Here is a 21,948-nt window from a genome sequence, read left to right on the forward strand (position 1 = left end):
TCGGTGCCCCTTGTTCATCCGGCGTCCGCACGTGTGAACCGTCCGTCCGGTCCGATCGGCCCAACACGAGACGACCCCCGCGCGGGGCGACGCAAGTGCAACGTCTAGAGTGGCGTGGTACGCGCAAGCCTTTACCGGGCCTTCATGTCCTGAAGGGTCCGAGTCGGAGCTTGCTGGATTCTCTCTCAGGGGTGTGCGTGACGGCCGTCGAATCCCGTCCAGCGGGGGTGCTCGGGACGAGCCCCGGTCACCGGCCGTTCGGGGCCCGGGTCATGGCTTTCGTGGCATTGACCAAGCCGCGGATCATCGAACTTCTGCTGATCACCACAGTGCCGGTGATGTTCCTCGCGGAGCAGGGCGTGCCGCCGATGTGGCTGGTGCTCGCCACCTGCTTCGGCGGCTACCTCTCCGCGGGCGGCGCCAATGCGCTGAACATGTACATCGACCGCGACATCGACGCGCTGATGGACCGTACGGCGCAGCGTCCGCTGGTGACCGGCATGGTGAGCCCGCGCGAGTGCCTGGTCTTCGGCATCTCGCTCGGCGTGATCTCCACCCTGTTCTTCGGTCTGCTGATCAACTGGCTGTCGGCCGCGCTCTCGCTCGGCGCGCTCCTCTTCTACGTCGTGGTCTACACGATGCTGCTCAAGAGGCGTACGGCGCAGAACATCGTCTGGGGCGGGATCGCGGGCTGCCTGCCGGTCCTCATCGGCTGGTCGGCCGTCAAGAACGAGGTCTCCTGGGCCGCGGTCATCCTCTTCCTCGTCATCTTCTTCTGGACGCCGCCGCACTACTGGCCGCTGTCGATGAAGGTGAAGGACGACTACGCGCGCGTCGGCGTGCCGATGCTGCCGGTCGTGGCGGGCAACAAGGCCGTCGCCAAGCAGATCGTCCTCTACAGCTGGGTGATGGTGGCGGTATCGCTGCTGCTGACCCCGCTGGGGTACACCGGCTGGTTCTACACCTCGGTCGCGCTGCTGGCCGGCGGCTGGTGGCTGTGGGAGGCGCACGCGCTGAGCGCCCGCGCCAAGGCCGGGGTGACGGGTGCGAAGCTCAAGGAGATGCGGCTGTTCCACTGGTCCATCACCTATGTGTCGCTCCTCTTCGTCGCCGTGGCCGTGGATCCCTTCCTCCGTTGATTACTCGCCGGTAGCATGCCGTTCATGGCAGAGACCGCGGAGACCGCAGACACCGCAGCAGACAAGAAGCAGGCCCGCAGGGCGACGAAGCTGGCCCGGCAGATCGGCGCGTTCGCCAAGCAGCACGGCGGCGCCGAGGGCCACCTCGCCCACATCGGCCAGGCCGGCACCCGCATCGTGCTCGTCGGCACGGACGGCGGCTGGGGCGACCTGGTCGCCCGGACGCACACCGTGGCCCGGCTCGCCGCCGAGCAGGCCGGGCTGACCCTCCACGACGAGTTCGACGGAGAGTTCGCCGCCCGCGTCCGGACCGGCCCGTACGAGTGGACGCGCATGGCCGGCATCCAGCTCGGCGGCCCCTCTTCCTGAGGGCTCCTCCGCCTCCGGGGCGCCGGTGCCGGGCCCGCGGGTCCGGGCGCCCGGAGAGGACCCCCGTTCCGCGGGTCCTCTCCGGGCGCCCGGACCTGCCCCCGGCGCGCCCCTCCGGCCCGGGAGCCCCGTGCCGGATCGGGCCGGACCCGCTCGGTCAACAGCGCGAGCACAACCAACTGCCCCGCTCACCCGTTAGGACCGTGGAACCCGCTTCCTCACGTCCGCAACGGGATGCCCGGATGATCGAAACGCCGCCCCTGGTGGACCAGCACTGCCACGGAGTGCTCCGCACGGAGCTGGGACTCGCCACGTTCGAGGCCGAGCTGACCGGCGCGGCCGGCCCGCCCGCCGCCGGCACCACCTTCTTCGACACCCAGGCCGGCTTCGCCGTGCGCCGCTGGTGCCCGCCGCTGCTCGGGCTGGAGCCCCACTGCCCGCCCGCCCGCTACCTGGCCCGGCGGCGCGAACTCGGGCCCGCCGAGACCGCGCGGCGGCTGCTGCGCGGCTCCGGGGTGGGCGCCCACCTGGTCGACACGGGGGCGTCCGGGGACCTCACCGGGGCCAAGGAGCTGGCACTCGCCGGGGAGGCGGAGGCCTTCGAGGTGGTCCGGCTGGAATCACTCGCCGAGCAGGCCGCCGACACCTCCGGGACCGTCGCGGCGTTCCTGGCCAACCTGGGCGGCGCCGTCCACCACGCCGCGGCCTCGGCCGTCGCCTTCGGCTGCGGCGCCGCCACCGGATACGCCCGCGCGCTCGCGGACGACCCGAGCCCGCCGGGACCCGGCGAGGTGCGCGGGGCCGCCGGGCGGTGGCTGGCCGGACGGGCCGCGGGAGGGGCCGTACGGGACCCCGTACTCCTGCGGCACCTGCTGTGGAGCGCCGTGAGCTGTGGGCTGCCGGTCCAGCTGCACACCGGGGCGCGGGAGCCCGGGGCGCTGACCGGGTTCGTACGGGCCACCGAGGGCCTGGGGACGCAGCTGGTGCTGCTCGGCGGGTACCCGTACCACCGGCACACGGCCGGGCTGGCCGCCGCGCATCCGCACGTCCACGCCGATCTCGGACCCGCCCTCGCGGCGACGGGTGCCCGCGCCGCCGCCGTCCTGGCCGAGGTGCTGGAACTCGCGCCCTTCGGGAAGCTGCTGTTCTCCAGCGGTGGCCGGCGCCTGCCGGAGCTGCACGCGGTCGGCGCGCTGGTGTTCCGCGAGGCGCTGGGCCGGGTCCTGGGCGGCTGGGTCGCCGACGGGGCCTGGTCCTGGCGGGACGCGGACCGGGTGGCGGCGATGGTCGCGGCCGACAACGCCCGGCGCGTCTACCGGCTGGACGAGCGCGGCTGAGGACGGCCGCCGCCCCGGAAGCCGGGGCGGCCGGGACGGGTCAGACCGCGGAGAGCCGCGCGTCGTCCCGCGCCGGGACCTCCGCCCGGTCGGCGGAGCGCTCGCGCAGGCTCAGCACCACGCGGAGCACGGAGATCCAGACCAGGCAGGAACCCAGCATGTGCACGGCGACCAGCACCTCGGGCACGTCCGTGAAGAACTGGACGTAGCCGATGGCCCCCTGGGCGAGCAGGACGACCAGCAGGTCACGGGCGCGGGCCCGGGTGTCGTCGGGGGCGTCCACGACGCGCAGCACCAGCCACATCGCGACGGCGAGCGCGCAGACCAGCCAGGCGGCGATCGCGTGCACGTGCGCGGTGGTGGCCCAGTCGAACGGCATGCGCTTGATCTCGCTGCTGTCGCCGGCGTGCGGGCCGGAGCCCGTGACGACCGTACCGGCCGCGATCAGCACCAGGGTGGTCGCGACCAGGGCCCAGGAGAGCTTGCGCACCGGACCGGGCACGCGCGGGCGGGGGGCGCTGTCGCCCTCGCCGACGCGCTGCCAGGTGACGGTGGTGACGGTGATCAGGCTGGTGGCGAGGAGGAAGTGGCCGGCCACGCTGTAGGGGTTGAGCCCCGTCAGGACGGTGATGCCGCCGAGGACCGCGTTGCCCATCACGAGCGCGAACTGGAGCCAGCCGAGCCGCGTCAGCGAGTGCCGCCAGGGCGTGGCCGAGCGGGCCGCGAGGATGATCCCGCCGACGGCCGCGCAGAGCACGTAGGTCAGCATGCGGTTGCCGAACTCGATGGCCCCGTGGAAGCCCTGCGCCTGCGTCACGACCAGGCTGTCGTCGGTGCACTTGGGCCAGGTGTCGCAGCCGAGACCGGATCCGGTGAGCCGCACCGCGCCACCGGTGACGACGATGAGCACGCTCATGACGAGCGCGGCGAGCGCGGCGCGCCGGACGGTCCGGGGTGACGGGGTCCAGCGGCCGGCGAGATATGCGAAGGGGTTCAACACGGCCCCTATCGTAAAGGCCGCCTTGTGCAAACTTTCACGAGGGGGTGGCGGCTGGTGAGTCGGGCCCGATGACCAGGCGGAACCTGGCTCCGGCCGGGTCGCCCTCCGCGTGCCACCAGACGCGGACCCGCCACAGCGCGCCGTCGCCCGGGTAGGCCGCGGAGTCCATGAACCCCCGTACCAACCCGGCCGCCACGTCCTCCGCCGTCCGGTTCCTCACCTCCGCCGAGTCGCGCCACGGCGCGGGCTGCGCGGCCCACAGCCCGTCCGGCCCGCGCACCTCGATCCGCCACACCGCGAGCCAGGGCGTGACCTCCAGCATCGTCACCACCTGCTCGGCGTCCAGCCCCAGCCGGGCGGCGATCTCCGCCTCCGCCACGCCCTGGATCCGGGCCGCCACCACCGCCTGCGGGAGCAGGCGTTCCGGCAGCAGCCCCTCGGTCCGCAGGCCGGCCAGCGACTCGAAGGTCAGGAAGCGCAGCCGCAGTTCCAGCTGGCGGCCGATGTGGTCCAGGGCCTCCTCGGCCTCCTGCGCCTCCTCGGGCGCGGGGGCCGCGAGCAGCATCCGGCGGAAACCGGCCTCGGCGTCCACCGCCCAGGCGACGGCGTCGGAGGCGAAGCCCAGCTCGGCGAGGCGGTCCCCGAGGAAGACCTTGGCCTGCGCGAGCCCCCGCCGGTTGACGGGGTCGTGCTGGTCCAGGGAGGCCCACACCTCCACGGCCGTCCGGGTCAGATCGCGGGCGCGCTCCCCGGCCGCCCGTTCCATGGTGCTCGGGCCGCTCTCGCCGCCCGCGCCCAGCGGATACCGGGGCAGCCGGTCCGCGTCGCTCAGCGGCCAGGACAGCCAGACCCCCTGGTTGATCAGACCCCGGGCGTACCACCGGGCGTACTCCGGAGCGTGCCCGGCGGCCTGCCGCGCGTGCCGCAGCCCCTCCTCGATGGCGGCCAGCGCCCCGGCCCGGTCCCCGGCCGCGAACCGGCGGGCCGCGAGGTCCCCCAGGCGCAGCCCCAGCCGGGCCGCGCAGTCGGCATCGGTCCGGGCGGGCTCGCGCAGCGCCCCGATCAGCTCGGCCAGCAGCCGGTCGCTCTCCCCGGGATCCGCGTGCGCGGCCCCCGAGCGGATCCGCGCCCACTGTTCGTCCAGCCGCAGAACGGCCTCCCGCTGCGCCATGCCCGTCCCCCGGGGTCCCGATCGTCGTGCGTCATCGATGAGCGGAGGCGGTCAACCTCCTGCCTGCCCAACGCACGGCGGACGGGATTCACTCCCAGCGGAAGAACTTCGCGGCCGCTCCCAGTCCCAGCACGGCCCAGACGGCCAGGACCGCCGCGTCGCCCCAGGGCAGCGCGCTCCCGTGCCGGAGCACCTCGCGCAGGCCGTCGGAGAGCGCCGAGATCGGCAGCAGCCCCAGGGCGGACTGCACGGCGCCGGGGAACTTCTCCAGCGGCACGATCACCCCGCCGCCGACCAGCAGGAGCAGGAACACCAGGTTGGCGGCGGCCAGCGTGGCCTCGGCCCTGAGGGTGCCCGCCATCAGCAGCCCGAGCCCGGAGAACGCGGCCGTGCCGAGCAGCAGCAGGGCGGCGACCGACAGCGGGTTCCCCTGCGGGGACCAGCCGAGCGCGAGGGCGATCACCGTCAGCAGGGCGACCTGGAGGACCTCGGTGACCAGCACCGACAGGGTCTTGGAGGCCATCAGCGCCCAGCGCGGCAGCGGGGAGGCCCCGAGCCGCTTGAGCACTCCGTAGCGGCGGTCGAAGCCGGTGGCGATGGCCTGCCCGGTGAAGGCGGTGGACATCACGGCGAGCGCGAGGACGCCCGGCGCGAGGAAGTCGACGGACTTCCCGGCACCCGTGTCCACGATGTCCACGGCGGAGAACAGGGTCAGCAGCAGCGCCGGGATGATCACGGTGAGCAGCAGCTGCTCCCCGTTGCGCAGCAGCATCCGGGTCTCCAGTGCCGTCTGCGCGACGATCATGCGGGACACGGGCGCGGCCCCCGGACGGGGGGTGAACGTACCGGCGCTCATGAACGCAGCTCCTTGCCCGTGAGTTCGAGGAAGACGTCTTCGAGGGTGTGCCGCTCCACCGAGAGGCTGCTGGGCAGCACCCCGTGCTGGGCGCACCAGGAGGCGACGGTGGCCAGCAGCTGCGGGTCCACCTCGCCGGTGACCCGGTAGGAGCCCGGGGTGAGCTCGGCGGCCTGGGTGCCGTCGGGCAGGGCCTTGAGCAGGGAGGGGAGGTCGAGGGAGGGGCGGCCGGTGAAGCGCAGGGTGTTCTCGGCGCCGCCGCGGCACAGCTCCTCGGGGCTGCCGTGGGCGATGACCCGGCCGGCGTCCATGATGGCGACCTCGTCGCAGAGCTGCTCGGCCTCGTCCATGTGGTGGGTGGTGAGGACGACGGTGACCCCGTCGGAGCGCAGTTCCCGTACGAGGTCCCAGGTCGCGCGGCGGGCCTGCGGGTCGAGGCCGGCGGTGGGCTCGTCCAGGAAGACCAGCTCCGGGCGGCCGACGACGGCCAGGGCCAGGGCGAGCCGCTGCTGCTGGCCGCCGGACAGCCGGCGGTAGGGGGTGCGGCCGCAGCCGCCGAGGCCCAGGCGTTCCACGAGGGTGTCCACGTCCAGCGGGTGCGCGTGGAGACTGGCCACGTGGCGGAGCATCTCCACGGCGCGGGCGCCGGAGTAGACCCCGCCGGACTGGAGCATGACGCCGATCCGCGGGCGCAGGGCCTCGGCGCGGGCGACCGGGTCGAGGCCGAGGACGCGGACGGTGCCGGCGTCGGGGCGGACGTAGCCCTCGCAGGTCTCCACGGTGGTGGTCTTGCCCGCGCCGTTGGGGCCGAGGACCGCGGTGACGCGGGCGCGGGGGACGGTGAGGTCGAGGCCGTCCACGGCGGTTTTGGTGCCGTACCGCTTCACCAGTCCGCGGATCTCCACGGCGGGGTCGTTGCTCATGGGGGGTGAGTCTACGGAGGCCGCCGGGGGGTCCCCGGTCCTGGGGGTGGGGGGGCACGGCCCCGGCGGAGGTGACCCCCCACCGGCCCCGTGGGGCCGGTGGAGCCCCTGGGAACGCGGCGGAACGCGGCCGGGATTTCCGTCCTCCGGCCGCCCGGGGGCGGTTTTCGTGCCCTCCGGATGCGGACATCGCGTCGCGGACACGGCTCTTTTCGGTCCCGCGATCCCGGTCGGCCCAGTCGGTTTCCGTGATCTTTTCCGGAATCCCGTGTTCACCGCGTCCGGCCACAGTGTGGGTGGAGGCTTGCTGGTGGGAGCCCTTTGCCGGTGCACGGAGGGGCCCGGCGTGGATGCGGAGCAATCCCCTCCGGTTAACTCTCCGTCGACAAATTAGGTAACCCTTAGTGATGGATGCCACCAGGCGTGGCCTCCGTCACGGCTTGTCGGAGCTCGCTTAATTACGCAACAATGGCGTTGTGAAATACGGCGAACGGATGAGCGAGGCCCCCCAGGGGGAGCTCGCGACCGGGGAGCGGTCAACCCGCAACCGGGTCGCGCGGTCCATCCTGGACCACGGCCCCTCCACCGTCGCCGACCTCGCGCAGCGTCTCGGCCTCACCCAGGCCGCCGTCCGCCGCCACCTCGACACGCTCGTCGCCGACGACGTGGTCGCACCCCGTGAGCAGCGTGTGTACGGCGCACGCACCCGGGGCCGGCCCGCCAAGGTCTTCGCGCTCACCGACTGCGGCCGCGACGCCTTCGACCAGTCCTACGACACGCTCGCCGCGGACGCCCTGCGCTGGATCGCGCAGTCCGTCGGCGGGGGCGAGCAGGGGGAGGCGGCCGTCGCCGCCTTCGCCCGGGCGCGCATGGAGGCGCAGGCGCAGACCTACCGGGAGTCCGTCGACGCGGCCGCCCCCGCGGACCGCACCGAGGCCCTGGCCAAGGCGTTGACCGCGGACGGGTACGCTGCTACGGCGAAGAGCGCTCCCGGTCCGCACAGCGGTGAACAGCTCTGTCAGCACCACTGCCCGGTCGCACACGTCGCCGAGCAGTTCCCGCAGCTCTGCGAGGCGGAGACCGAGGTCTTCTCGCGGCTGCTCGGGACGCATGTGCAGCGCCTCGCCACGATCGCCCACGGCGACGGGGTGTGCACCACGTTCATTCCGCGAAGCGCCACACAGACCGACACATCAGTATCTGCAAGTACGGCCGGGAGGAACCCCGCATGACCACGGAGACTGCTCACCCTGAGCTCGATGGCCTGGGCACCTACGAATACGGCTGGGCCGACTCCGACGCGGCCGGTGCCGCTGCCAAGCGGGGTCTGTCCGAGGACGTCGTCCGCGACATCTCGGCGAAGAAGTCCGAGCCGGAGTGGATGCTGAAGCTCCGCCTCAAGGGCCTCAAGCTGTTCGACAAGAAGCCCATGCCGAACTGGGGCTCCGACCTCTCCGGCATCGACTTCGACAACATCAAGTACTTCGTGCGTTCCACCGAGAAGCAGGCCGCTTCCTGGGAGGACCTGCCCGAGGACATCAAGAACACGTACGACAAGCTCGGCATCCCGGAGGCGGAGAAGCAGCGCCTCGTCGCCGGTGTCGCGGCCCAGTACGAGTCCGAGGTCGTCTACCACCAGATCCGTGAGGACCTGGAGGAGCAGGGCGTCATCTTCCTCGACACGGACACCGCGCTCAAGGAGCACCCGGAGCTCTTCCAGGAGTACTTCGGCACGGTCATCCCGGTCGGCGACAACAAGTTCGCGTCGCTGAACACCGCGGTGTGGTCCGGCGGCTCCTTCATCTACGTCCCCAAGGGCGTGAAGGTCGACATCCCGCTCCAGGCCTACTTCCGTATCAACACGGAGAACATGGGCCAGTTCGAGCGGACGCTGATCATCGTCGACGAGGACGCGTACGTCCACTACGTCGAGGGCTGCACCGCCCCGATCTACTCCTCGGACTCGCTGCACAGCGCCGTGGTCGAGATCATCGTGAAGAAGGGCGGCCGCTGCCGCTACACGACCATCCAGAACTGGTCGAACAACGTCTACAACCTGGTCACCAAGCGCGCCGTGGCGTACGAGGGCGCGACCATGGAGTGGATCGACGGCAACATCGGTTCCAAGGTCACCATGAAGTACCCGGCCGTCTACCTGATGGGCGAGCACGCCAAGGGCGAGACCCTCTCCATCGCCTTCGCGGGCGAGGGCCAGCACCAGGACGCCGGCTCCAAGATGGTCCACATGGCGCCGAACACCTCCTCCAACATCGTCTCCAAGTCGGTGGCGCGAGGTGGCGGCCGCACCTCGTACCGCGGCCTGGTCGAGATCGGCGAGGGCGCCCACGGCTCCAAGTCGAACGTGCTCTGCGACGCGCTCCTGGTCGACACGATCTCCCGCTCGGACACGTACCCGTACGTGGACGTCCGTGAGGACGACGTCTCCATGGGCCACGAGGCCACGGTCTCCAAGGTCTCCGACGACCAGCTCTTCTACCTGATGAGCCGCGGTCTGACGGAGTTCGAGGCCATGGCCATGATCGTGCGCGGCTTCGTCGAGCCCATCGCGCGCGAGCTGCCCATGGAGTACGCCCTGGAGCTCAACCGGCTGATCGAGCTGCAGATGGAGGGCTCGGTCGGCTAGTCCCGGCCGCCGCCCGGCATCCAGCACATTCTTTGACGTAGGCAGCGTTTTTTAAGAGAGCGAGCAACACGACAGCCATGGCTGAGGCTCAGAACATCCCGGCGGGCTCCACCACCGCCGGCGCGATCGCGGTGGCCGCCGAGTCCACCGTCGCCACCCGGATGAGCGCGCCGCCGTCCTTCGACGTGGCCGACTTCCCGGTTCCGCACGGCCGCGAGGAGGAGTGGCGGTTCACCCCGCTCGCCCGCCTCAAGGGCCTGCACGACGGCACCGCGGTCGCCGACGGCACCATGAAGGCCCAGATCGACGCGCCGGAGGGCGTGACGGTCGAGTCGGTCGAGCGCGGCGACGAGCGGATCGGCAAGGCCGGCATGCCCGTCGACCGCGTCTCCGCGCAGGCCTTCTCCTCGTTCGCCAAGGCCACGGTCGTCACCGTGCCCAAGGAGACCGTGCTCGCCGAGCCGATCAGGGTCGCCCTGCACGGCGAGGGCGGCACGACCTTCGGTCACACCGTCTTCGACATCAAGCCCTTCGCCGAGGCGATCATCGTGATCGACCACACCGGTGACGGCGTCCGCGCCGCCAACGTCGACATCCTCGTCGGCGACGGCGCCAAGGTGACCTTCGTGTCCGTGCAGGACTGGGACGACACCGCCGTCCACACCTCCCAGCACAACGCGCTGGTCGGCCGCGACGCGAGCTTCAAGTCCGTGGTCGTGACCTTCGGCGGCGACCTCGTCCGTCTGCACCCCCGGATCGCCTACGCGGGCCCCGGCGGCGAGGCCGAGATGCTCGGTCTGTACTTCACGGACGCCGGCCAGCACCAGGAGCACCGCCTCCTGGTCACGCACGACGCCCCGCACTGCAAGTCGAACGTGGTCTACAAGGGCGCGCTCCAGGGCCAGGACGCCCACGCCGTCTGGATCGGTGACGTGCTCATCGAGAAGAGCGCCGAGGGCACCGACACCTACGAGATGAACCGCAACCTCGTCCTGACGGACGGCGCGCGGGTCGACTCGGTGCCGAACCTGGAGATCGAGACCGGCGAGATCGTCGGCGCCGGCCACGCCTCCGCCACCGGCCGCTTCGACGACGAGCAGCTCTTCTACCTCCAGGCGCGCGGCATCCCGGCCGACGAGGCCCGCCGTCTGGTCGTGCGCGGCTTCTTCGCCGAGCTCGTCCAGCAGATCGGTGTCGACGACATCGAGGAGCGCCTGCTCGCCAGGATCGAGACCGAGCTGGCGGCGTCCGTCTGATGAGCTACCTCAAGGCCTGTGCGCTGAGCGAGCTGGAGGAGAACACCCCCAAGCGGGTGGAACTCGACGGCACGCCGGTGTCCATCGTCCGTGCCGAGGGCGAGGTGTTCGCGATCAACGACATCTGCTCGCACGCGAACGTCTCGCTCTCGGAGGGCGAGGTCGAGGACTGCATGATCGAGTGCTGGCTGCACGGGTCGGCCTTCGACCTGCGCACCGGGAAGCCTTCCGGTCTGCCCGCGACCCGCCCCGTACCCGTTTACCCCGTAAAGATCGAAGGGGACGACGTGCTCGTCTCCCTCACCCAGGAGTCCTGAGGTATCCATGGCAACGCTTGAAATCCACGACCTGCACGTCTCCGTCGAGGCCGAGAACGGCGCCCGCGAGATCCTCAAGGGCGTCGACCTCACCGTCAAGCAGGGTGAGACGCACGCCATCATGGGTCCGAACGGCTCCGGCAAGTCCACGCTGGCGTACTCGCTGGCCGGGCACCCGAAGTACACCATCACCGGTGGCACCGTGACCCTCGACGGCGAAGACGTCCTGGAGATGTCCGTCGACGAGCGCGCCCGCGCCGGCGTCTTCCTCGCCATGCAGTACCCGGTCGAGGTCCCCGGCGTCTCGGTCTCCAACTTCCTGCGGACCTCGGCCACGGCCATCCGCGGCGAGGCCCCCAAGCTGCGCACCTGGGTGAAGGAGGTCAAGTCCGCGATGGAGCAGCTCCAGATGGACCCGGCCTTCGCCGAGCGCAACGTGAACGAGGGCTTCTCCGGCGGTGAGAAGAAGCGCCACGAGATCCTCCAGCTGGAGCTCCTGAAGCCGAAGATCGCGATCCTCGACGAGACCGACTCCGGCCTGGACGTCGACGCGCTGCGCATCGTCTCCGAAGGCGTCAACCGCGTCCGCGAGACCGGTGAGGTCGGCACCCTGCTGATCACCCACTACACGCGCATCCTGCGCTACATCAAGCCCGACTTCGTGCACGTGTTCGCCAACGGCCGCATCGCCGAGTCCGGCGGCGCCGAGCTGGCCGACGTGCTGGAGGCCGAGGGCTACGACAAGTACGTGAAGGGTGGCGCGACCGCGTGACACAGCTGCCTGGCCTCCTCGACACCGAGGCGATCCGCAAGGACTTCCCCCTGCTGGATCGTGTGGTCCACGACGGGAAGAAGATCGTTTACCTGGACAACGCGGCGACCTCGCAGAAGCCGCGCCAGGTGCTCGACGCGCTGAACGAGTACTACGAGCGGCACAACGCCAACGTCCACCGCGGCGTGCACGTGCTCGCCGAGGAGGCCACGGCGCTGTACGAGGGTGCCCGCGACAAGGTCGCCGCCTTCATCAACGCACCGAGCCGCGACGAGGTGATCTTCACCAAGAACGCCTCCGAGTCGCTCAACCTGGTGGCGAACATGCTCGGCTGGGCGGAGGAGCCCTACCGGGTCGACCGCGAGACCGAGATCGCCATCACGGAGATGGAGCACCACTCCAACATCGTGCCGTGGCAGCTGCTCTCGCAGCGCACCGGCGCGAAGCTGAAGTGGTTCGGCCTCACCGACGACGGCCGGCTCGACCTGTCCAACATCGAAGAGGTCATCACGGAGAAGACGAAGATCGTCTCCTTCACGCTGGTCTCCAACATCATGGGCACGGTCAACCCGGTCGAGGCGATCGTCCGGCGCGCGCAGGAGGTCGGCGCGCTGGTGCTGATCGACGCCTCGCAGGCCGCTCCGCACATGCCGCTGGACGTCCAGGCCCTCGGCGCCGACTTCGTGGCCTTCACCGGCCACAAGATGTGCGGCCCGACCGGCATCGGCGTCCTGTGGGGCCGCCAGGAGCTGCTGGAGGACCTGCCTCCGTTCCTCGGCGGCGGCGAGATGATCGAAACCGTCTCGATGCACTCGTCGACGTACGCTCCCGCGCCCCACAAGTTCGAGGCCGGTACGCCCCCGATCGCCCAGGCCGTCGGCCTCGGCGCGGCCGTGGACTACCTGACCTCGATCGGCATGGAGAAGATCGCCGCCCACGAGCACGCGATCACCGAGTACGCGGTCAAGCGCCTCCTGGAGGTGCCCGACCTGCGGATCATCGGCCCGACCACGGCCGAGGACCGCGGCGCCGCGATCTCCTTCACGCTCGGGGACATCCACCCGCACGACGTCGGCCAGGTGCTCGACGAACAGGGCATCGCGGTCCGCGTGGGACACCACTGCGCGCGCCCCGTCTGCCTGCGGTACGGAATTCCCGCGACGACGCGAGCGTCGTTCTACCTGTACTCCTCTCCTGCCGAGGTCGACGCGCTGATCGACGGGCTGGAGCACGTACGGAACTTCTTCGGATGACGAAGAGTCGGACGACACGAGGCTGACGAGGACGCAGTGAAGCTGGATTCGATGTACCAGGACCTGATCCTGGACCACTACAAGCACCCGCACGGCCGCGGCCTGCGCGACGGTGACGCCGAGGTGCACCACGTCAACCCGACGTGCGGCGACGAGATCACGCTGCGCGTGAAGTACGACGGGGAGACGCTCACCGACGTCTCCTACGAGGGCCAGGGCTGCTCCATCAGCCAGGCCAGCGCGTCCGTACTGAACGAGCTGCTCGTCGGCAAGCAGCTGGCCGAGGCGCAGAAGATCCAGGCCACGTTCCTGGAGCTGATGCAGTCCAAGGGCAAGCTGGAGCCCGACGAGGCCATGGAGGAGGTGCTGGAGGACGCGGTCGCCTTCTCCGGCGTCTCCAAGTATCCGGCGCGCGTGAAGTGTGCTCTCCTGAGCTGGATGGCGTGGAAGGACGCGACCGCCCAGGTGCTGGGCGACGCGGAGAGGAAGACGGCATGACCGAGAACGCGACGCCCGAGGCGTCGATCAAGCCGGCCACCGAGGAAGAGGTCCGCGAGGCCCTCTACGACGTGGTCGACCCCGAGCTGGGCATCGACGTCGTCAACCTGGGCCTGATCTACGGCATCCACATCGACGACGCGAACATCGCCACCCTCGACATGACCCTCACCTCGGCGGCCTGCCCGCTGACGGACGTCATCGAGGACCAGGCGAAGTCGGCGACGGACGGCATCGTCAACGAACTTCGCATCAACTGGGTCTGGATGCCCCCGTGGGGCCCGGACAAGATCACGGACGACGGCCGTGAGCAGCTGCGCGCGCTCGGTTTCAACGTCTGACCGACGCGTAAGTGAGAGGGCCCCCGGCGCGGTCGTGCCGGGGGCCCTCCCTGTTCTCCGGCCCGACAAGTGAAGTGCACCAGGAGTTGGCCACGGTGGCCGAATCTTCTCGATGGCCGTCCTGACGGACGGCGCACACGAGAGGAACCCCAGTGACCGTTCGCCTTTCACCGGCCCGCCGCTGCGGCGCCGTGGGCGCCGCCGGAGCCGCGGCCCTGCTCCTGGCCGGGCTGGCCGTGCCCGCCCACGCGGACACGGGATACGCGGCTCCGACGATCACCCTGTCCGCCGGCCACCTCAGCGGCGCCGTGGGAGCCTTCGGGGACCCCAGCGTCACGGCCGACGTGGAGCAGGCCGGCGTCCCGGCCGGGTTCCTGCGGCTCCAGGTGGTCTCCTCCAGCAACCCGGCCGTCGCCGCGGTGGGCGACGTACGGCAGGAGCGCACGCCGGACGGCGACCGCAGGCTGACGGTCCGCGCCCGTGCCCGGGGGTACACCGACCTCACGCTGCGCGTCACCGGCCGCGGCGGCCGGACGGCCACCGCCGTCCTCTCCTACGCCGCCTCGGCGCGGACCGGCGCCGCCGTCGGGACCCGCTACCTGACCGGCTCCTCCGACGCCTCGGCCGCCGTGGACGTGGGCGGCGGCTACGCCCTGGTCGCCGACGACGAGTCCAACGTGCTGCGCCTGTACGACCGCTCCCGCTCCGGCGCACCCGTCAGGACCTGGGACCTGGGCCCCGCGCTGGGCGCGAAGAAGGAGGCCGACATCGAGGCCGCCGCCCGGGTCGGCGACACCGTCTACTGGACCGGCTCGCTCGGCAACAACAAGGACGGCACGTACAAGGCCGAACGGAACACCGTCCTCACCACCCGGATCACCGGCTCCGGCGCCTCGACCGAGGTCACCTTCACCGCCGCCTACAAGGGCCTGCGCGACGACCTCGTGGCCTGGGACACGGCGAACGGCAACCGCTACGGCTTCGCGGCGGGTACGGCCGCGGGTGAGGCGCCGAAGCAGATCGACGGCTTCAACGTGGAGGGGCTGGAGTTCGCCCCGGGGTCCGCGACCACCGCCTACCTGGGCTTCCGTGCCCCGCTGGCCCCGGCCGTGCCCGGCGGCAAGGCGCTGCTCGTGCCCGTCACCAACCTGGACCGGGTCCTCGCGGCCGGCGAGAAGCCCGTCTTCGGCGCCGGGATCGAGCTGGACCTCGGCGGGCTCGCGGTCCGCGACATCCGCAAGAACGCCGCCGGCCAGTACCTGATCCTGGCCGGTTCCTGGGCCGCCGACGACAACTCCGACCCCTACGCCCTCTACCAGTGGGACGGGGTCCCCGGCCACGCCCCGCACAAGCGTGCCGACCTGCCGACCGGCGACCCCGGCGGCTGGGAGGCCATCGTGGACGTGCCCGACCTGCGGGTGCCCGGCGCCCGCGTACAGCTCATCACCGACAACGGTGCCGCCGACCTCTACGGCGACGGCACCGAAGCCAAGGACCTGACGCACCCGGAGTGGAAGAAGTCCCGCTCCGCGTGGTTCGCGCTCGGCCCGATTCGTGGGGGACACCGATGAACAACAAGCACCTGGGTACGGCCGCGCTCGCGGCGATCCTCCTGGCCGGCCTCAACGCCCCTGCCCAGGCGGTCAGTTACGGCACACCGACCATCTCGTTCTCGGCTTCGTACCTGTCCGGGGCCGTCGGCGGGGTCGGCGACCAGACCGTGGACGTGGCCGTGGGGCAGAGCGGGGCCGACGTCTCCGCTCTCACCGTCAGCGCCACCGCCTCCAGCAAGACCTCCGTCGCCGGAACCGGAGACGTCACCGTGACCGGCGCCGGCGCCGTGCGGCAGCTCGCCGTCACCGCGCGCGGCCGCGGTTACGCCAACCTCACCATCAAGGTGAGCGGACTCGGCGGCAAGAGCGCCACCAAGACCCTCTCCTACGCGGCCTCCGCCGCCGTCCAGAACCCGGCGGACGCCCGCTACTTCAGCGGCGCCTCCGACTCCTCGGCGGCCGTGGACGTCGGCGGCGGCTACACGGTGGTCGCCGACGACGAGTCCAACGTGCTGCGCCTGTACGACCGTTCCCGCTCCGCCGCACCCGTCAGGACCTGGGACTTCAGTTCCCAGCTCGGCGTCACCAAGGAGGTGGACATCGAGGGCGCGACCCGGATCGGCGACACCATCTACTGGACCGGCTCGCTCGGCAACAACAAGGACGGCGAGTACAAAGCCCCCCGCAACACCGTCTTCACCACCACGGTGAGCGGCTCCGGCTCCGGAACCCAGCTCGCGTACGGGCGCTCGTACAAGAAGCTCCGCGACGACCTCGTGGCCTGGGACACGGCGAACGGCAACCGCTACGGCTTCGCGGCGGGGACGGCCGCGGGTGAGGCGCCGAAGCAGATCGACGGCTTCAACGTGGAGGGGCTGGAGTTCGCCCCGGGGTCCACGACCACCGCCTACCTGGGCTTCCGTGCCCCGCTGGCCCCGGCCGTGCCCGGCGGCAAGGCGCTGCTCGTGCCCGTCACCAACTTCGACAAGGTCCTCTCCAGCGGTTCCAAGGCCGTCTTCGGCGCCGGGATCGAGCTGGACCTCGGCGGGCTCGCGGTCCGCGACATCCGCAAGAACGCCGCCGGCCAGTACCTGATCCTGGCCGGTTCCTGGGCCGCCGACGACAACTCCGACCCCTACGCCCTCTACCAGTGGGACGGCGTTCCCGGCCACGCCCCGGTCAAGCGCGCCGACCTGCCGACCACCGACCCGGGCGGCTGGGAGGCCATCGTGGACGTGCCCGACCTGACGGTCCCCGGGGCCCGGGTGCAGCTGGTCACCGACAGCGGATCGGCCGACCTCTACGGCGACGGCACCGAGGCCAAGGACCTGACGCACCCGGAGTGGAAGAAGGCACGGGCCGCCTGGTTCACGCTTTCCTAGGGGGCCGTTTCTGCGGTCAGGGTCTGCGCCAGGTGTTCGTGGCGGATCCGCCGGTCCACGTAGAGGAGACCGGCGGGCAGCTGGGGGAAGGCCGGCAGCAGGACCAGGGCCGCCAGTGCGCCCGGGAGGCCGGCCTGCGCCAGCAGCGCGTACCCGGCACCCGCGGTGAAGGCGACGGCCGGTGCGGTCCAGCAGAAGGTGCGCCACCAGGCACCCCGCACCAGCCGGGCGGAGCGGCGCAGCGCCGCCACCGGGCCGAGTCCCTCGTACCCGGCGGCGGTGGGCGCCAGCGAGAACAGCACGCCCAGCCACAGGGCGAGCGGAGCCAGGGGCAGCAGCACCGGCGGCGGCAGCCCCGCCGCCAGGGCCGCCGCACCCGGGCCCGCCGCCGTCAGCAGGGCCATCAGCTGGGCGCCGAGCACCCGGGGGGTACGGGGCAGCGCGGCCCCGAGGAGCCCCGGCACGGTCACGGCGCGGCCCAGGACCGCCGGCCGCAGCAGGGCCGCGATCAGGGCGGTGGCCAGCGCGCAGGTGAAGACCAGGAACAGGGCCGCCGCCGGGAGGAGCACCCATACGAAGGCCCGTTCGCCGGCCCGGGGGCTGAGCGAGGCCAGGGCCGCCGCCCCCGCCGCCGCGACGACCAGTACCCCCGCCGCGAGCTGGCCGAGGAGCAGGGCACCGCACAGCCGGCCGCCGTAGCGGGACAGGGCGGTGAAGGCGCCCGCGAGGATGTCGCCGGGCCCCAGCGGGCGCAGGGGCACCACGCCCGGCCGGGGCCGTTGTGGAGGCAGCCAGCCGCCGCCCCTGTGGGTCCAGTGCTGTGCCATGCGCGGTCCCCCTGTCGTGTGCGGGGGGACACCGTAGTACCGGAGCCTGTGAGTGTCCTGAGGCTTGCGTGTGTACATGTGTACGCATCGATGTGTACTGTTGTACGCATGCCGTACGTACTGCTTGCGGCGGCCATAGCCGCCGAGGTCGCCGGGACCACCGCGATGAAGTACAGCGAGGGGTTCACCAGGCTCTGGCCCTCACTGGGGACGCTGCTGGGCTACGTGGTGGCCTTCAGCCTGCTCGCACAGACGCTCAGATCGATGTCGGTCGGCACGGCGTACGCGATCTGGGCCGGAGTCGGCACCGCCGCCATCGCCGCCATCGGCATGGTGTTCATGGGGGAGGCCGCCAGCGCCGCGAAACTCGCCGGGATCGCACTGATCGTCGCCGGGGTGGTCCTGCTGAACCTCGGCGGAGCGGCCCACTGATGGCCGCCGGAGCGCGCCGGTACGACCCGGAGCGGCGGCAGCGGATCATCGACGCCGCGATCCGGGTGGTGGGGGACAAGGGGATCGCGGGGCTGAGCCACCGCAGCGCCGCGGCCGAGGCGGACGTGCCGCTCGGCTCGACGACCTACCACTTCAAGAGCCTGGACGATCTGCTGGTGGCGGCCCTCCGGCAGGCCAACGAGGCCTACGCGCCCGCGTTCGCGCCGCGCGGGGGCGAGGACCTGGCGGATGCCCTGGCCCGGCTGCTGGGGGAGGTCCTGGCGGCGGACCGGGGGCGGGCGGAGCTGGAGTACGAGCTCTACCTGGCCGCCCTGCGCCGGCCCGCGCTGCGGCCGGTCGCGGCCGAGTGGCTGGAGTCGGTGGCCGAGGCGCTGGCGGAACACACCGATCCGGTGACGGCGCGGGCGCTGGTGGCCGTGATGGACGGCATCTGCCTCCAGGTCCTGCTGACGGACTCCCCGTACGAGGAGGCGTACGCCCGCGAGATCCTCGCCCGGGTCCTGGGCCTGCCCCGCCGGCCGTGAGCGGCGCGATGTCGCCGTGCCGGAGGCCGCCGCGGTTCAGGGTGCGGAGCGGACCGCCTCCAGGGCCGCGGCGACGCTCGCCTCGATGTCCCGGATCGGGTAGAACACCTCGCGCACCGTGCGCTCCCGGTCCACGACCAGCGTCAGCCGCTTCAGCCGGCTCACCCCGCCCGCGCGGAAGGTCGGCAGTCGCAGGGCCGTCACCAGGTCGAGTTCCGCGTCCGAGAGGAGCGGGAAGCGCAGTCGCTCGTGCTCCGCGAACTCCCGCTGCTCGTCCGGGCGCTGGGTCGAGACCCCGTGGACGGTGGCGCCGGCCGCGGTGAACTCCGCGAGCTGGTCGCGGAAGGTACACGACTCCAGCGTGCACCCCTTCGCCCCGGGGATCCCGGCCCAGCCGGGCGGGTAGGACTCGCTCCGGGCGTACGCGCCGGGGAAGCAGTACAGGACGGTGAACGGCGTGTCCGCCACCGCGTCGCGGAGCTCGCCGAAACGGTCCGGCAGCAGCAGCTCCGGCAGTCGGGTGCCGCGCAGCGCGTGCACCCGCGCGGCCTCCTTCGAGGACTCCTCGGTCGTCGCCGTCATCTCTCCCTCTCCCAGGATCCAGGCGTCGCCCCAGTCCTGGAGGGCGACCAGGACCGGGAGCAGGCCCCGCCCGCGCGGGGTCAGCCGGTATTCGTGCCGCACCGGGCGTTCCTGGTACGGCGTGCGCGTCAGCACCCCGGCCTCGACGAGCAGCTTCAGCCGCTCGGCGAGCACCTTGCGGGACATGCCCAGCTCGCGCTGGAGCTCGTCGAAGCGGTGCAGACCGCGCGCGGTGTCGCGCACGATCAGCAGCGTCCACCAGTCGCCCACGACGTCGAGGGCCTGGGCGATGGAACAGTCCGCGTCGCCGAGGTGTGTGCGCTGGGCCATGGCACTCCTTTGTCCGTTGACCCCAGGCTGTCATGCTGACATAGTCCGTTCCTAAAGGGAACTTACTCGGGGACGCAAGGGGGCACGGGTGTGCTGCAGGGGCTCAAGGACCTACCGAAGGTCGTGTGGCTGCTGGCTGCGGGGATCTTCGTCAACGCCGTCGCCAGTTTCACCGTCGTCTTCGTCTTCCTCTACCTGACCGGCCCGCGCGGCCTCGACGCCACCGGGGCGGGCCTGGTCGTCGGCATCGGCGGCATCGGCCTGGTCGCGGGCAATTTCACCGGCGGCTGGTACGGCGACCGCTTCGGCCACCGCCGGGTGCTGCTCGCCGCCTCGGCCCTCGGCGGAACGGCCCTCGTCGCCCTGCCGGCGGTCCCCACCCTCCCGCTGGCACTCCTGCTGGCGCTCGCCCAGTACGCATCCGGGGTGATCCGCGCCGCCAACTCCGCGCTGGTCGCCGTCACCGTGCAGGAAGGCTCCCGCCGCCAGGCCTTCGCCGTCACCCGCTGCCTGTCCAACGGAGGCTTCGCGGTGGGCGGACCCCTCGGATCCCTCATCGCGACCGGGCTCTCCTACGACTGGCTCTTCGTCGCGGACGGCCTCGGCACCCTCCTCTTCGCCCTCTGGACCGCCCGGGTCGTCCCGGCCCGGGCCGCCACCGCCCCTCCCGCGGCCCCGGACGGGGGTCTGGGCCGCGGGGGGCTGTGGCCGGAGCTGCGGGCGCGGCCCGCCGTACTGGTCCTGCTCGGTGCGATCGCCGTCGTCGACGTCGTCTACCGGCAGCACCTGACGACCTTCCCCGTCTACCTCGCCGACCACGGTCTGGACACCCGCGCGTACGGATGGCTCATCGGGGTCAACTGCGGCGTCATCCTGCTCCTGGAGATCCCCGCCGCCCTCGCCCTGCGCCGGCGCTCCCCGCTGCACGTCATCGGCGTCGGGCTGGTGCTGGTGGGCGGCGGCTACGCGATGCTGATGGCGGGGGTCGGCACCGCGACGGCCGTGGCGATGATGCTGCTGCTCACCCTCGGGGAGATCCTCTACAAGACCACCGCCACGGCGTACGTCGCGGACGAGTCGCCCGAGCACGCCGTCGGCCGGTTCCAGAGCCTGTACGCGGGTGTCTCCATCAGCGGGTTCGTCCTCGCCGCGCCCCTCGGGGGAGCCCTGTACGACACCGCGCCGGACCTGCTGTGGCCGCTGTGCGCGGCGCTCGGCGCGGCTGCCGGGGGGATCGTGCTGGTCACGGGTGCGCGGGAGGTGAGGCGACGCGTACGACCGGCACATGAGACCGGTTCGCGACCGAAGGCCGTCGCCGGTTAGGTTTCGGATATGACTGCTACGCGTACCACCGGCGCCGTCGCCGCCGGACTTGCCACCATCGCCGCCGACGGCACCGTCCTCGACACCTGGTTCCCCGCCCCCGAGCTGGTCGCCGAGCCCGGCCCGGCAGGCACCGAGCGCCTCACCGCCGAGCAGGCCGTGGAGCTCCTCGGCGCGGCCGCGGCCAAGGCCATCCGCTCGGACGCGGTCCGCGGCGTCGAGGTCGTAGCCGTCCGCACCGCCATCGCCTCCCTGGAGGACAAGCCGCTGGACGCGCACGACGCGTACCTGCGCCTGCACCTGCTCAGCCACCGCCTGGTCAAGCCGCACGGCCAGAACCTCGACGGCGTCTTCGGCCTGCTGGCCAACGTCGCCTGGACCTCGCTGGGCCCGGTCCCGGTCGACCAGGTCGAGACCGTCCGCCTGAACGCCCGCGCCGAGGGCCTGCACCTCCAGGTCACCTCGATCGACAAGTTCCCCCGCATGACCGACTACGTCGCCCCCAAGGGCGTGCGCATCGCCGACGCCGACCGCGTCCGCCTCGGCGCGCACCTCGCCGAGGGCACCACCGTCATGCACGAGGGCTTCGTCAACTTCAACGCCGGCACCCTCGGCACCTCCATGGTCGAGGGCCGGATCTCGGCGGGCGTCGTCGTCGGGGACGGCTCCGACATCGGCGGCGGCGCGTCCACCATGGGCACCCTCTCGGGCGGCGGCAAGCAGATCATCTCGATCGGCGAGCGCACCCTGATCGGCGCCGAGGCGGGCGTGGGCATCGCCCTGGGCGACGAGTGCGTCGTCGAGGCCGGCCTCTACGTGACCGCGGGCACCCGCGTGACCCTGCCGGACGGCGAGATCGTCAAGGCCCTGGAGCTCTCGGGCGCCGACAACATCCTCTTCCGCCGCAACTCGGTCACCGGCGCCGTCGAGGCCCGCCCCTACAAGGCGGCCTGGGGCGGCCTGAACGAGGTCCTGCACAGCCACAACTGACGCCCGGCCGCCCTCACCTGCGGCTGAGCACCCGACCAACGCCCTGACCAGCGGCTGAGCCGCCACCGGTGGTCAACGTCGGTCACCAACGAGCGCCCTCCCACGGCC

The 21,948-nt window shown here is 71.9% G+C and carries 23 protein-coding genes; 17 read left to right on the plus strand and 6 right to left on the minus strand.

All coding sequences use genetic code 11. The features are described from left to right. The first annotated feature begins 191 nt into the window (after positions 1 to 191). The 3 genes from OG295_RS26140 (at position 192) to OG295_RS26150 (ending at position 2,845) form a co-directional block, all read left to right on the plus strand. Complete coding sequence (locus tag OG295_RS26140) at positions 192 to 1,139, plus strand: heme o synthase (protein WP_371681313.1); 948 nt, start codon at positions 192 to 194, stop codon at positions 1,137 to 1,139. Between the two features lie 24 nt (positions 1,140 to 1,163). Continuing rightward, on the plus strand, positions 1,164 to 1,508 hold the full coding sequence (locus OG295_RS26145) for a hypothetical protein (protein ID WP_371679090.1): 345 nt from the start codon (positions 1,164 to 1,166) through the stop codon (positions 1,506 to 1,508). Positions 1,509 to 1,750: 242 nt separating this feature from the next. Then, positions 1,751 to 2,845 carry an amidohydrolase family protein gene (locus OG295_RS26150; RefSeq protein ID WP_371679092.1) on the plus strand — a complete coding sequence of 365 codons (1,095 nt, stop codon included), beginning with the start codon at positions 1,751 to 1,753 and terminating at the stop codon, positions 2,843 to 2,845. A gap of 40 nt (positions 2,846 to 2,885) precedes the next feature. Here the strand turns inward: OG295_RS26150 and OG295_RS26155 are convergent, their stop codons facing one another. The 4 genes from OG295_RS26155 to OG295_RS26170 all read right to left on the minus strand — a co-directional run bounded on the left by OG295_RS26155 (position 2,886) and on the right by OG295_RS26170 (position 6,795). Next, a complete protein-coding gene (locus tag OG295_RS26155; protein ID WP_371679093.1) occupies positions 2,886 to 3,875 on the minus strand; it encodes a heme A synthase in 990 nt (329 codons plus the stop codon). Positions 3,876 to 3,879: 4 nt separating this feature from the next. Beyond that, positions 3,880 to 5,016 carry a hypothetical protein gene (locus OG295_RS26160; protein ID WP_371679094.1) on the minus strand — a complete coding sequence of 379 codons (1,137 nt, stop codon included), beginning with the start codon at positions 5,014 to 5,016 and terminating at the stop codon, positions 3,880 to 3,882. Between the two features lie 88 nt (positions 5,017 to 5,104). Next, positions 5,105 to 5,872 carry an ABC transporter permease gene (locus OG295_RS26165; RefSeq protein WP_371679095.1) on the minus strand — a complete coding sequence of 256 codons (768 nt, stop codon included), beginning with the start codon at positions 5,870 to 5,872 and terminating at the stop codon, positions 5,105 to 5,107. Next, positions 5,869 to 6,795, minus strand: coding sequence for an ABC transporter ATP-binding protein (locus OG295_RS26170; protein WP_371679096.1), 927 nt, complete (start codon positions 6,793 to 6,795; stop codon positions 5,869 to 5,871). The genes OG295_RS26165 and OG295_RS26170 overlap by 4 nt, the downstream gene beginning before the upstream one ends. Before the next feature lie 494 nt (positions 6,796 to 7,289). On the opposite strand from OG295_RS26170, the gene OG295_RS26175 reads away from it, so the two are divergent. The 10 genes from OG295_RS26175 to OG295_RS26220 all read left to right on the plus strand — a co-directional run bounded on the left by OG295_RS26175 (position 7,290) and on the right by OG295_RS26220 (position 16,811). After that, positions 7,290 to 8,027, plus strand: coding sequence for a helix-turn-helix transcriptional regulator (locus tag OG295_RS26175; protein ID WP_371679097.1), 738 nt, complete (start codon positions 7,290 to 7,292; stop codon positions 8,025 to 8,027). Next, the gene (gene sufB / locus OG295_RS26180) at positions 8,024 to 9,439 is read left to right on the plus strand and encodes a Fe-S cluster assembly protein SufB (protein ID WP_214930288.1); all 1,416 of its coding nucleotides are present in this window, start codon (positions 8,024 to 8,026) and stop codon (positions 9,437 to 9,439) included. Before OG295_RS26175 ends, sufB begins: the two co-directional genes overlap by 4 nt. Positions 9,440 to 9,516: 77 nt before the next feature. Then, positions 9,517 to 10,695, plus strand: coding sequence for a Fe-S cluster assembly protein SufD (sufD, locus tag OG295_RS26185; protein ID WP_371679098.1), 1,179 nt, complete (start codon positions 9,517 to 9,519; stop codon positions 10,693 to 10,695). Then, the gene (locus tag OG295_RS26190) at positions 10,695 to 11,012 is read left to right on the plus strand and encodes a bifunctional 3-phenylpropionate/cinnamic acid dioxygenase ferredoxin subunit (RefSeq protein ID WP_030237129.1); all 318 of its coding nucleotides are present in this window, start codon (positions 10,695 to 10,697) and stop codon (positions 11,010 to 11,012) included. The genes sufD and OG295_RS26190 overlap by 1 nt, the downstream gene beginning before the upstream one ends. A gap of 7 nt (positions 11,013 to 11,019) precedes the next feature. Beyond that, a complete protein-coding gene (gene sufC, locus OG295_RS26195; protein ID WP_030237127.1) occupies positions 11,020 to 11,784 on the plus strand; it encodes a Fe-S cluster assembly ATPase SufC in 765 nt (254 codons plus the stop codon). Continuing rightward, positions 11,781 to 13,037: a cysteine desulfurase gene (locus tag OG295_RS26200; protein WP_285537575.1), complete on the plus strand. Its 1,257-nt coding sequence runs from the start codon at positions 11,781 to 11,783 to the stop codon at positions 13,035 to 13,037. The genes sufC and OG295_RS26200 overlap by 4 nt, the downstream gene beginning before the upstream one ends. 36 nt (positions 13,038 to 13,073) lie before the next feature. After that, the gene (sufU, locus tag OG295_RS26205; RefSeq protein ID WP_030237123.1) at positions 13,074 to 13,535 is read left to right on the plus strand and encodes a Fe-S cluster assembly sulfur transfer protein SufU; all 462 of its coding nucleotides are present in this window, start codon (positions 13,074 to 13,076) and stop codon (positions 13,533 to 13,535) included. Beyond that, a complete protein-coding gene (locus tag OG295_RS26210; RefSeq protein ID WP_030388904.1) occupies positions 13,532 to 13,876 on the plus strand; it encodes a metal-sulfur cluster assembly factor in 345 nt (114 codons plus the stop codon). The genes sufU and OG295_RS26210 overlap by 4 nt, the downstream gene beginning before the upstream one ends. A 152-nt stretch (positions 13,877 to 14,028) precedes the next feature. Beyond that, positions 14,029 to 15,447, plus strand: a complete 1,419-nt coding sequence (locus OG295_RS26215; RefSeq protein WP_371679099.1) for a hypothetical protein — start codon at positions 14,029 to 14,031, stop codon at positions 15,445 to 15,447. Beyond that, positions 15,444 to 16,811 carry a hypothetical protein gene (locus OG295_RS26220; RefSeq protein WP_371679100.1) on the plus strand — a complete coding sequence of 456 codons (1,368 nt, stop codon included), beginning with the start codon at positions 15,444 to 15,446 and terminating at the stop codon, positions 16,809 to 16,811. The genes OG295_RS26215 and OG295_RS26220 overlap by 4 nt, the downstream gene beginning before the upstream one ends. Here the strand turns inward: OG295_RS26220 and OG295_RS26225 are convergent. Then, the gene (locus OG295_RS26225; protein WP_371679101.1) at positions 16,808 to 17,638 is read right to left on the minus strand and encodes a hypothetical protein; all 831 of its coding nucleotides are present in this window, start codon (positions 17,636 to 17,638) and stop codon (positions 16,808 to 16,810) included. The genes OG295_RS26220 and OG295_RS26225 overlap by 4 nt on opposite strands. Before the next feature lie 108 nt (positions 17,639 to 17,746). Here OG295_RS26225 and OG295_RS26230 point away from each other — a divergent pair, with 108 nt between their 5' ends. Together OG295_RS26230 and OG295_RS26235 are read left to right on the plus strand one after the other, a co-directional pair. Then, positions 17,747 to 18,070: a multidrug efflux SMR transporter gene (locus OG295_RS26230; protein ID WP_371679102.1), complete on the plus strand. Its 324-nt coding sequence runs from the start codon at positions 17,747 to 17,749 to the stop codon at positions 18,068 to 18,070. Beyond that, a complete protein-coding gene (locus tag OG295_RS26235; RefSeq protein WP_371679103.1) occupies positions 18,070 to 18,615 on the plus strand; it encodes a TetR/AcrR family transcriptional regulator in 546 nt (181 codons plus the stop codon). Before OG295_RS26230 ends, OG295_RS26235 begins: the two co-directional genes overlap by 1 nt. Positions 18,616 to 18,651: 36 nt before the next feature. Here the strand turns inward: OG295_RS26235 and OG295_RS26240 are convergent, their stop codons facing one another. Continuing rightward, complete coding sequence (locus tag OG295_RS26240) at positions 18,652 to 19,527, minus strand: winged helix-turn-helix transcriptional regulator (protein WP_371679104.1); 876 nt, start codon at positions 19,525 to 19,527, stop codon at positions 18,652 to 18,654. A 93-nt stretch (positions 19,528 to 19,620) separates the two neighbouring features. Between OG295_RS26240 and OG295_RS26245 the strand changes: the two genes are divergently transcribed. Continuing rightward, positions 19,621 to 20,850, plus strand: a complete 1,230-nt coding sequence (locus OG295_RS26245) for an MFS transporter (protein ID WP_371681314.1) — start codon at positions 19,621 to 19,623, stop codon at positions 20,848 to 20,850. Between the two features lie 9 nt (positions 20,851 to 20,859). Then, on the plus strand, positions 20,860 to 21,840 hold the full coding sequence (gene dapD / locus OG295_RS26250; RefSeq protein WP_371679105.1) for a 2,3,4,5-tetrahydropyridine-2,6-dicarboxylate N-succinyltransferase: 981 nt from the start codon (positions 20,860 to 20,862) through the stop codon (positions 21,838 to 21,840). Positions 21,841 to 21,948: the final 108 nt, after the last annotated feature.

Origin of the sequence: Streptomyces sp. NBC_01276 (genome assembly GCF_041435355.1) — a bacterium.
Classification (GTDB): Bacteria; Actinomycetota; Actinomycetes; order Streptomycetales; family Streptomycetaceae; genus Streptomyces.

What these genes read in the sequence shown, in the direction of transcription:
- OG295_RS26150 (WP_371679092.1), top strand. Translation starts at nt 1,751, where the DNA reads ATGATCGAAACGCCGCCCCTGGTGGACCAGCACTGCCACGGAGTGCTC.
- OG295_RS26170 (WP_371679096.1), bottom strand. Translation starts at nt 6,795, where the DNA reads ATGAGCAACGACCCCGCCGTGGAGATCCGCGGACTGGTGAAGCGGTAC.
- OG295_RS26225 (WP_371679101.1), bottom strand. Translation starts at nt 17,638, where the DNA reads ATGGCACAGCACTGGACCCACAGGGGCGGCGGCTGGCTGCCTCCACAA.
- sufC (WP_030237127.1), top strand. Translation starts at nt 11,020, where the DNA reads ATGGCAACGCTTGAAATCCACGACCTGCACGTCTCCGTCGAGGCCGAG.
- sufD (WP_371679098.1), top strand. Translation starts at nt 9,517, where the DNA reads ATGGCTGAGGCTCAGAACATCCCGGCGGGCTCCACCACCGCCGGCGCG.
- OG295_RS26210 (WP_030388904.1), top strand. Translation starts at nt 13,532, where the DNA reads ATGACCGAGAACGCGACGCCCGAGGCGTCGATCAAGCCGGCCACCGAG.
- OG295_RS26160 (WP_371679094.1), bottom strand. Translation starts at nt 5,016, where the DNA reads ATGGCGCAGCGGGAGGCCGTTCTGCGGCTGGACGAACAGTGGGCGCGG.
- OG295_RS26165 (WP_371679095.1), bottom strand. Translation starts at nt 5,872, where the DNA reads ATGAGCGCCGGTACGTTCACCCCCCGTCCGGGGGCCGCGCCCGTGTCC.
- OG295_RS26145 (WP_371679090.1), top strand. Translation starts at nt 1,164, where the DNA reads ATGGCAGAGACCGCGGAGACCGCAGACACCGCAGCAGACAAGAAGCAG.
- OG295_RS26190 (WP_030237129.1), top strand. Translation starts at nt 10,695, where the DNA reads ATGAGCTACCTCAAGGCCTGTGCGCTGAGCGAGCTGGAGGAGAACACC.
- OG295_RS26175 (WP_371679097.1), top strand. Translation starts at nt 7,290, where the DNA reads ATGAGCGAGGCCCCCCAGGGGGAGCTCGCGACCGGGGAGCGGTCAACC.
- OG295_RS26220 (WP_371679100.1), top strand. Translation starts at nt 15,444, where the DNA reads ATGAACAACAAGCACCTGGGTACGGCCGCGCTCGCGGCGATCCTCCTG.
- OG295_RS26235 (WP_371679103.1), top strand. Translation starts at nt 18,070, where the DNA reads ATGGCCGCCGGAGCGCGCCGGTACGACCCGGAGCGGCGGCAGCGGATC.
- OG295_RS26230 (WP_371679102.1), top strand. Translation starts at nt 17,747, where the DNA reads ATGCCGTACGTACTGCTTGCGGCGGCCATAGCCGCCGAGGTCGCCGGG.
- sufB (WP_214930288.1), top strand. Translation starts at nt 8,024, where the DNA reads ATGACCACGGAGACTGCTCACCCTGAGCTCGATGGCCTGGGCACCTAC.
- OG295_RS26240 (WP_371679104.1), bottom strand. Translation starts at nt 19,527, where the DNA reads ATGGCCCAGCGCACACACCTCGGCGACGCGGACTGTTCCATCGCCCAG.
- dapD (WP_371679105.1), top strand. Translation starts at nt 20,860, where the DNA reads ATGACTGCTACGCGTACCACCGGCGCCGTCGCCGCCGGACTTGCCACC.